The following is an 8,568-nucleotide window of genomic DNA, read 5'->3' as shown; positions in this document are numbered from 1 at the left end:
CATGCGATTGACGAAATCCGTGACTGCCGCACATCTCCCCCGCGGGGGAGATGTGCGGCAGTACAGAGACGCGCGCGCGAAGGAACGATACGGGCCGTTTCGTTTAGAAAACAACTACCGCCGCAACACCGCACTCAGCACATCCCTGACGCCAATGGCGCCGACGAAGCGAGACTGGTCGTCGAACAGCGCCACCGGTGCGGTCTGCGAGCGGTGCATGGCCAGCATCACCGTCTTCAGCGAGGTGCCGGGATTGGCCCAGAATACCTGCGTCGTCTCCTCCGGCTGCGCCTCGACATCGGCGCACGACACCCAGAACGCCGGCTTGCCGTCGCGCTCGGCCGCCGCCACCAGCCCGTGCTCGTCGACCTTGAAACGCGTCGTCTTGCGGCGGTCGAGCCACACCCAACCGTCCTCGCCGTGGTCGAGGTCGCGGCGGTCGCGCATCACGTTCCAGGCGGTCAGCACCGAGAGCGGATTCACATTGGCGATGAAGTCGCGGACATAGTCATTGGCGGGGCGCAGCACGATGTCTTCCGGCGCGCCGGTTTGCACGATACGCCCGCCTTCCATGATGGTGATGTGGCTGCCGATCTTCAGCGCCTCCTCGAGATCGTGGCTGACGAAGATGATGGTCTTCTTCAGCTCGGCCTGAAGCTGCAGCAGTTCGTCCTGCAGCTTGGTCCGGATCAGCGGGTCGAGTGCCGAGAACGGCTCGTCCATCAGCAGGATCGGCGCTTCGGTGGCAAACGCACGCGCCAGCCCGACGCGCTGCTGCATGCCGCCGGAAAGCTCGTGGGCGTATTTCGACGCCCACTGGTCGAGGCCGACGAGCTTCAACTGGCGCTCGACGCGCGCCTTGCGCTCGGCTTCGGGCACGCCGGACAGCTCAAGGCCGAAGCCGACATTTTCCGCGACGGTGCGCCAGGGCAGAAGGCCGAACTGCTGGAATACCATGGCGACCCGCGTCTGTCGGATGTGGCGCAGCGTGGCGGCATCGCAGGCCGCGACATCGACCATGCGGTCGCCGTCCTTGACCATGACGTTGCCGCGCGCCGGCACATTGAGCAGGTTGACGGCGCGCAGCAGCGTCGATTTGCCGGAGCCGGAGAGGCCCATCAGGACGGAAATCTCGCCCTCGTTGACGGTCAAATTGGCGCCGGCGCAGCCGAGCACGGCGCCGGTCTTCTCCAGGATTTCCTGACGCGTCGCGCCGCTGTCTACGAGCGCCAGCGCTTCCTTGCGCGCCGCGCCGAAGACGATGTCGACATTCTTGAAATCGACCGCGGCGGTCATTTGGCGGCTCCCGTGCCGATGCGGCTGATGCGGTCGAGGATGATGGCGAGCACGACGATGGCGAGGCCGGCTTCGAGGCCGAGCGGGATGTTGACCGAGTTCAGCGCGCGCACCACCGGTTTGCCAAGGCCGTTGGCGCCGATGAGCGCAGCGATCACGACCATGGAGAGGCAGAGCATGATGCACTGCGTCAGCCCCGCCATGATGGTCGGCAGCGCCGCCGGCAGCTCTACCTTCCACAGGAGCTGGCGTTTCGTCGCGCCGAAGGCTTCGCCGGCCTCGATCATCGGTTTCGGCACCGAGGTGATGCCGAGATGCGTCAGGCGGATCGGCGCGGGAGCGGCGAATATGACAGTGACGATGAGGCCGGGAGCGATGCCGAGGCCGAAGAGAATGAGCACCGGAATCAGGTAGACGAAGGTTGGCATCGTCTGCATCAGGTCGAGGATCGGCTGGAGGTAGCGGTAGCCGCGCTCGTTATGCGCCGCCCAGATGCCGATCGGCACGCCGATGGCCATCGAGGCCGCAGCAGCGCCCACGACCAACACCAGCGTCTCGACGGTTTCCTGCCAGAGATCCTGGTTGACGATGAAGAGCAGGCCGAGCGCGACGGCAAGCGCCAGCTTCCATGATTTCTGCAGGTACCAGGCAAGCGCGGCTATGGCGGCAACCAGGAGAACCGGGGGAACGAGCAGCAAAAGATCGACCAGCCCGTCGAGAACGACGGTGAGCCCGTCGGCGATACTGTCGAAAAACCACTCGAAATTGGTGGTCAGAAAGTCGAAGAAAGTCTTGCCCCACCGCCCGATCGGGATCTTGAAGCTCGAAATCAGTTGCGAAACCGGATCCATTGCAATTGTCCCCTCATTCTTCTTCACCCTCTCCCCCTCCGGGGCGGGTCGAACCGCGCAGCGGAGCGGGTGGGATGGTCGCGGTTATGCTCCGTCTGAACCATCCCAACCGCGGCACGTGCCGCGCCGAACCTGCCGCAAGAGGGAGGTGTAAGCCTGCTACGAACCCAGTGCGGTTTTCACGGCGGCCGCGGCGTCGCCGCCGTCGAAGGTCGTCACGCCGGCGAGCCATGGCGTGATCGCGTCCGGATTGGCCTTGAGCCATTCGGTGGCCGCGGCCTTGGGGTCGGCGCCGTCATTGAGGATCGCACCCATGATCTCGTTTTCCATCTTGAGCGAGAACACCATGTTCTTGAGCAGCGCGCCGACGTTCGGGCATTCGGTGGTGTAGCCGGCCCGGACATTGGTGGCGACGGTCGCGCCGCCGAAATTCGGGCCGAACACTTCGTCGCCGCCCGACAGATAGGCCATCTTGATGTTGGCGTTCATCGGATGCGGCTCCCAGCCGAGGAAGACCACGTCTTCGCCCGATGCGGCCGCCTTCTGCACCGCCGACAGCATGCCGGCCTCGGAGCTTTCGACGAGCTCGAAATCCTTCAGGCCGAACTTGTCGGCGGCGATCATGTCGAGGATCAGGCGGTTGCCGTCATTGCCGGCTTCGATGCCGTAAATCTTGCCGTCGAGCTTGTCCTTGAACTTGGCGATATCGGCGAAATCCTTGAGACCGGCGTCATAGGTGTGCTGCGGCACGGCGAGCGTATATTTCGCGCCTTCGAGGTTGGTCACGACCGTCTCGACCGACTTGTCTTCGAGATAGGGCTTAATGTCGGCTTCCATGGTCGGCATCCAATTGCCGAGGAAGACGTCGACGTCCTTGTTCTTCAGCGAGGTGTAGGTGACCGGAACCGACAGCACCTGCACGTCGGGCTCGTAGCCGAGCGCTTCGAGGATGACGCTGGCGGTAGCGGTGGTGGCGGTGATGTCGGTCCAGCCGACATCGGCAAAACGCACCGGCTTGCAGCTTTCCGGCTCGGCGGCGAGTGCGCCGCTCGCCGAAAGAAATGCCGCCAGGCCGAAGCCGGCGGCGAGTAGTTTCATACGCGACATCTGTATTCTCCCATTGTGATCTATCGGCGAAGCGAAATTGCGGTTCTGTCTCCGCCTTGTTTCGTCAGCCAAACACCATTCTGGTGCGGTTTCAAGCGATAAGACAATCGCGTTCAACGGCGCGGGCTGGCCGACCAGCGACACGCCGCCTGCTGCTGCAGGCGCCTTTCTGGTGGCCAGGCGCTTTTCCGGTGGAACGTCGGGACGCCCCCTCCCCGCGCACCTCAAACATTCCGGAACAAGCGCTGTCGGCGTAGCTGCCGATCTCCCCCCTTGTTTCGCCAATCACCAGCGCTGGAAGGCAAGCCGATGGGGGCGGCACAAACCTGGAGCGAAACGCTAGATCGGTATCAGCCATTTCCGTTGCTTTGTGACGGCAGTTATGCTATTGATCTGGGCATGGTGCTGATTGCGCCAACGACCCGCCGCTGAGGCGGGTTTTTTGTCTCAACTTCGGCGCCATCCTTTATCAGCCCTAATCTTCCACCTTCCCTTCCCCCCTTGCGAAACATATATTCGCGGCGTTCGCGACACGAACAATTGCCGAAGCGGGAGGCTCCTATGGCGACATTGCAGAATTTCGATGCCGAAATTGCCAAGACCAAGCAGGTCGTGCAGGACATGCGCACCAAAATCGAGCAGTCCGGCACGGTGCTCGACACGCTCGCCAAGACCGACCAGAAGATCGGCGACGCCAATTTCGACCTCGAGAACGCCCGCATCGAGGATGTGCTGAAGCAGCAGAAGGTGATGGAAGGCAACATCGCCGACCTGATCATCGGGCTGGAGGACGCCACCAACGTCTTCGGCGCCGAATTCGAGAGCATGAAGAACTACACCGGCTGGGAAAGCTTCGTCGGCATATTTTCCGACCAGAGCAAGCAGCGCATGCGCACCGACCGCGTCCGCAACATGTCGCTGGCCGGCAATCTGCAGGAGCTTTTGGCGAAATCGGACACCATCGTCGGCATCCTCAAGGCGCAGAAGCAGATCCTCGACCAGCGTTACAAGACCTCCGAGGCCAGCCTGTCGCAGGTGATCGAGCGCCGCAAGGCGACCATGTCCAATCTCGAGACCGTGCAGAAGCGCATCGAGGAGCTCAATCCGATGCTGCTCGACATCGAGAACAAGATCGCCGCCTCGACCAGCCAGAAGGAGCGCACCGAGCTTGAGGGCGAGCGTTCGAAACTGGCCACCGAGTACAACGAGAAGCAGGCCAAGGAGCAGGAGCTGCTGGCCGAAAGCCAGACGCTGGAGCGCTACACCTCGATGTTCCAGACCTTCGTCGATTCGCTCAACAACCAGATCGCGGCGCAGTCGACGCTGATCAACAAGCTGACCATCGATACCGAGCAGCGCATCGTCCTCTACAAGGCCCTGGAGGATTCGCTGAAGACTGCCGCCCAGCAGGACGTCGCCCACAAGATCAACACGCTGGGCAGCCAGGTCGACAACACCGCCGAGGAAACCATGGCCGGCATCGGCGCGGCCTCGCAGAAGCACATTGGCGATCTCCTCGAAATGCACGAGAAGAACATGGTGGCGACCGCCGACATCCAGCGCCGCAAGAAGCTGGCCGACGATGCCTTTGCCCGCCGCTTCGACGACGTGCTTAAGAAGCACAATGCGGCAAACTACGTGCAGTCGTAGTTGCTGCACCCGCATACCTCCCAAGGGCTGGCTGCATGACCCCCGAAAACGAAGCGGCAACGCGTTATTTCTCGGCGATCACGGCGGCACTCAGCGGCCTCGAAGTGTTCATGCGCGACGATCGCTCGCCGCTCTACCGGCACGGCATCGTCGCCAAGATCGTCGCCGAATATATTGCGCGGCTCGACAACTCGTTTTCCTGCTGGCGCAACCGGCTGGGCTTCATGGAGACGTTCCGCATTTCGCGCGCCGAAAGCGGCTTTCCGGTCTTCCAGAATGTGCTCGAACTGGAAAACGACCGCCGCCAGGCCGATACGCGACTGGCCAACATACCGCTGGCCGACGAGTTGCGCGAGGAAATGGCCGATTTCATCCTGCGCCACAAGGAATTCCCCAAGGCGCTGCAGAAGTCGATGGCCGAGCGGCTCTATCTGGAAGGCGTCAGGAGCGAGACGACCTTCGGGCCGTTCACCTTGGCGCAGACGGCAAAAGTCTCGGTCAATCCGAAGACCGGGCGGCCTTATTACCTCGTCCATTGGGCCGCATTCGACGGCAGCGCCAATCTGCCGCTGGTCTACATGGTGACGGTCGAGGATTCCTCCGAAGAGATGATCGGGCAGCTTGTCGACCGCAATGGCAAGCTCAACGACAAGGTCGACATTCCGCTTCCCGTTGAAGGGCTGCTCAATCCCGAGCTTGCCCACCGCTTCGACGACTTCACCGAGAAGAATTCCGCCTATACGCTGTCGCCGGCGACGATCGCGGTCAACCTCGACAAGGATTTCGAGCAACTCCACCCCAAGCAGCTGCGCCGCGTCGTGCTCGGTCCCTTCTATTCGGCCGGGATCACCGACAACAATTCGACGGTGACCGACATTCTGGACAAGGTGCGCAAGCCGGAAAACGCCTGGCTGCTGACCTGGACCATCCAGGAGCTCTATTCCAAGGCCGAAAAACCCGGCCGCAAAGGACTGTTTTCGAGCGAGAAGACGACGCAGGAATTCTTCATCGACACCGACGATTTGGAGGCAGCGCGACAGGGCGTGTCGAGTTACGAGAGGCACGCGCTGATCCCGCATGAGGCCTATCAGGCGCTCTACGCCGCCGGCGAGGCGCAGAAGATCTTTTCCGGCTACAAGGTCCACATCCTGTCCAAAGGACAGGTCATCAGTGACGTCTGACCGTCAAACCGCGGAGCATCCTTCATGGACACCGGCCTGACCACGATTTCGGAAGCGGCGATCGAAAAGCATCGCGCCACGGCGCAGAGCTTCATCACCCGCATCGTCGTGCTGGAGGACCCGTCGCGGGAATCCGGTACCGCGCTTGCCGGCACCAACCGCCGCTTCGTCTCGACCGTCTCGGTCGGCTCGGTGCGCCGCACCCGCGAAGTCGACCTTTCGAAAACGGTAGCCGCCGTCCATCCCGACGATCAGTTGCTGAGCATTGCACAGCACATGCTGCTTTATCGCACCCGGCGCGGGCTGGCGATCGCGCTGGCCATCGCTGATGTCTTCGCCGAAGGCTCAGATCTCGAGAGCCTGAAGGCGAAAAACGCCCGCGCCCCGCTCGAAGGCGACGAGGCCGCCACCTTCAAGAAGCTGCTGTCGGCCTCGGCCTATATTTCGGCCTTCAGCCTCGCCTCGTATTTGTTCCAGCTGATCGACAGCGACGGCGAGGCGCCGAACGATACGCGCGAGCCGGACTTCTTGTTCGACACGCCACAGGACGCGGTGAAATCGATCGTGGCCGGCCTCGACAAGGCGATAGCAGGCGCCAAGGACGACGCCGACCTGATGACCCGGGCGCGCGCCTTCGCCCGTGTCGCCATCGACGGGCTTTTGGCGCGAAAGGGCCGCTTCGACGGCATCGGTCCGTTCGAGAACGCGCATATCCGCATCGACGTCGACGACTTCACCCTCGACGGCTTCGACGTCGCGCCGGGCAAGCGGTCGAAGCCGCTGGTGATGACCTTCAAGAAGCCGGAAGAGGTCGTCGGCAACCACATCGCCAAATACCAGTCGGTGAAGCTCGCCAAGATGCTGATGGCTTACGATTTCGAGCGCGAGCTGAACCCGTTCGTAGAGCTCGGCGGCTTCCTGTTCACCTTCATCGGCGACGGCGCGCCCGGCACCGGCAAGACGACGCTGATCCAGATGATCGCCGGTCTCGTCAACGGCTACTGTCAGGTCGCCGGCTACCCCTTCGCCTACGAGAATTTCGGCGTCGACCAGATCTCCTCCTACCAGGGCAAGTCGGGCCAGAACTGCCGCCAGTTCATCAACAATGTGCTGAACCCGCGCGTCATCGGCTTCGGCACCATCGACGATATAGACCAGGTGGCGGCACGCCGCTCCGACGATCGCGCCTCGGCCGGCCAGCAGGAAATCACCGGCGTCCTGATGGACGCATTCGGGGGTGCGGCCACGGTGGTGCGCGGCAACTGCTCCTTCGGCATGTTCTCCAACTATCCCGAAAACGTCGACGACGCGCTGCGCCAGCGCGCCGGCGCCCGCTGGCTGGTCGACGGGCCACAAACGCGGGACGACTATATCGACATCTTCGTGCTGCTCGCCGGCAAGAACCACAAGATCCCGCTCGGCGACCACAAGCTATATGCCGCCCAGGAGATCCAGCGCGCGGTGATGGAGGCCTATGAAGAGCACGAGAAGCCCAGGGAAGACGGGCTGATGAAGGTCTATGAGCGCTACATGAAGGAGAACGGCGCACCGAAGTCGATGGCCGACATCGGCACCTATCTGCACATGATCAAGGACGCCGAGCCGCGCTTCACCGGCCGCGCCATCAAGAACGTCACCGACGCGATCAAGATGCGCGCCATGGACATCGAGCTGCCGGACGAATGGTTCGAGAAACCTGAAGTCTTCATGCACAAGAGCTACGACGACAAGAAGGCGATGATCGAGAAGCTGCGCGGCCCGTTCTCGATGGACATGGTCATGCAGGAGGTCAACCGCTACGCCGACTCGGAGTTCCGCTATTCCGACAAGTCCGACGACGCAGCGGTGACCAAGATGATCCGCGACACCCGCCTGCGCGACCGCGCGATGCGCGAGATCGAGGAGCTGAAGAAGAAGGGCCTGTGGAATGCGTGAGGTTCTTCCTTGTGCTTGGATATCATTGCCGTTGGAGCAATGGATAGGATCCCACAGCAACGCTGAAAGATGTGGTTCAAACGCTGACGCCCCCCTCTCCCCGTTCTTCACGGGGAGAGGGTAAGGGTGAGGGGCAGCGCATGCGTGGACCAGAAATCGAGACAACGAGGCGAGCGAGACGCCTGCGTCAATCGGACAATGACGCCGAAACCGCGCTCTGGATGGAACTGCGTGACCGCAGGCTGAACGGCCATAAATTCGTGCGGCAGTTTGCGATAGGCTCCTATTTCGCCGACTTCGCCTGCAGGGAGTGCCAGCTTGTTGTCGAAGTTGACGGGAGTCAGCATGTCGGCAGCAATCATGATCGAATCCGGGATCGCTTCATCGTCTCGAATGGCTGGTCCATGCTGCGCTTTTGGGACCGCGAAGAAGTTCTTGAAACAATACTGGCTGCGATCGAAGGACGCCTCGAACGCCGTATCGAAACGCATGATCTTAGATTTGTTGCCGCCAAAGGCTATGGAGAGACATGTCCTTGATCGCTTGCG

At 62.1% G+C, this 8,568-nt stretch carries 7 protein-coding genes; 4 read left to right on the top strand and 3 right to left on the bottom strand.

Going from position 1 to position 8,568, the window contains the following annotated elements:
- Positions 1-114: 114 nt before the first annotated feature.
- The 3 genes from choV to NMG70_RS07225 form a co-directional block, all read right to left on the bottom strand.
- Positions 115-1,296, bottom strand: coding sequence for a choline ABC transporter ATP-binding protein (gene choV / locus NMG70_RS07235; protein ID WP_254023893.1), 1,182 nt, complete (start codon positions 1,294-1,296; stop codon positions 115-117).
- Positions 1,293-2,147 (bottom strand): choline ABC transporter permease subunit, encoded by an 855-nt coding sequence (choW, locus tag NMG70_RS07230; RefSeq protein ID WP_254023892.1) that lies wholly within the window; start codon positions 2,145-2,147, stop codon positions 1,293-1,295. Before choW ends, choV begins: the two co-directional genes overlap by 4 nt.
- A 159-nt stretch (positions 2,148-2,306) precedes the next feature.
- Entirely contained in the window at positions 2,307-3,254 is a 948-nt protein-coding gene (locus NMG70_RS07225) for a choline ABC transporter substrate-binding protein (protein ID WP_254023891.1), read from the bottom strand.
- 561 nt (positions 3,255-3,815) lie between these two features.
- Here NMG70_RS07225 and NMG70_RS07220 point away from each other — a divergent pair.
- The 4 genes from NMG70_RS07220 (at position 3,816) to NMG70_RS07205 (ending at position 8,559) form a co-directional block, all read left to right on the top strand.
- Positions 3,816-4,904: a hypothetical protein gene (locus NMG70_RS07220; protein WP_254020007.1), complete on the top strand. Its 1,089-nt coding sequence runs from the start codon at positions 3,816-3,818 to the stop codon at positions 4,902-4,904.
- A 35-nt stretch (positions 4,905-4,939) separates the two neighbouring features.
- Positions 4,940-6,085, top strand: coding sequence for a hypothetical protein (locus NMG70_RS07215; RefSeq protein ID WP_254023890.1), 1,146 nt, complete (start codon positions 4,940-4,942; stop codon positions 6,083-6,085).
- A 24-nt stretch (positions 6,086-6,109) separates the two neighbouring features.
- Complete coding sequence (locus tag NMG70_RS07210; protein ID WP_254023889.1) at positions 6,110-8,020, top strand: AAA family ATPase; 1,911 nt, start codon at positions 6,110-6,112, stop codon at positions 8,018-8,020.
- Between the two features lie 140 nt (positions 8,021-8,160).
- Positions 8,161-8,559, top strand: coding sequence for an endonuclease domain-containing protein (locus tag NMG70_RS07205; protein WP_254023973.1), 399 nt, complete (start codon positions 8,161-8,163; stop codon positions 8,557-8,559).
- The last annotated feature ends 9 nt before the right edge of the window (positions 8,560-8,568 follow it).

This window comes from Mesorhizobium ventifaucium, from assembly GCF_935822925.1.
In the GTDB taxonomy this organism is placed as follows: Bacteria; Pseudomonadota; Alphaproteobacteria; order Rhizobiales; family Rhizobiaceae; genus Mesorhizobium; species Mesorhizobium ventifaucium.
The sequence above is the reverse complement of the archived record's forward strand: the minus strand, read 5'-3'. Positions and strand labels throughout refer to the sequence as shown.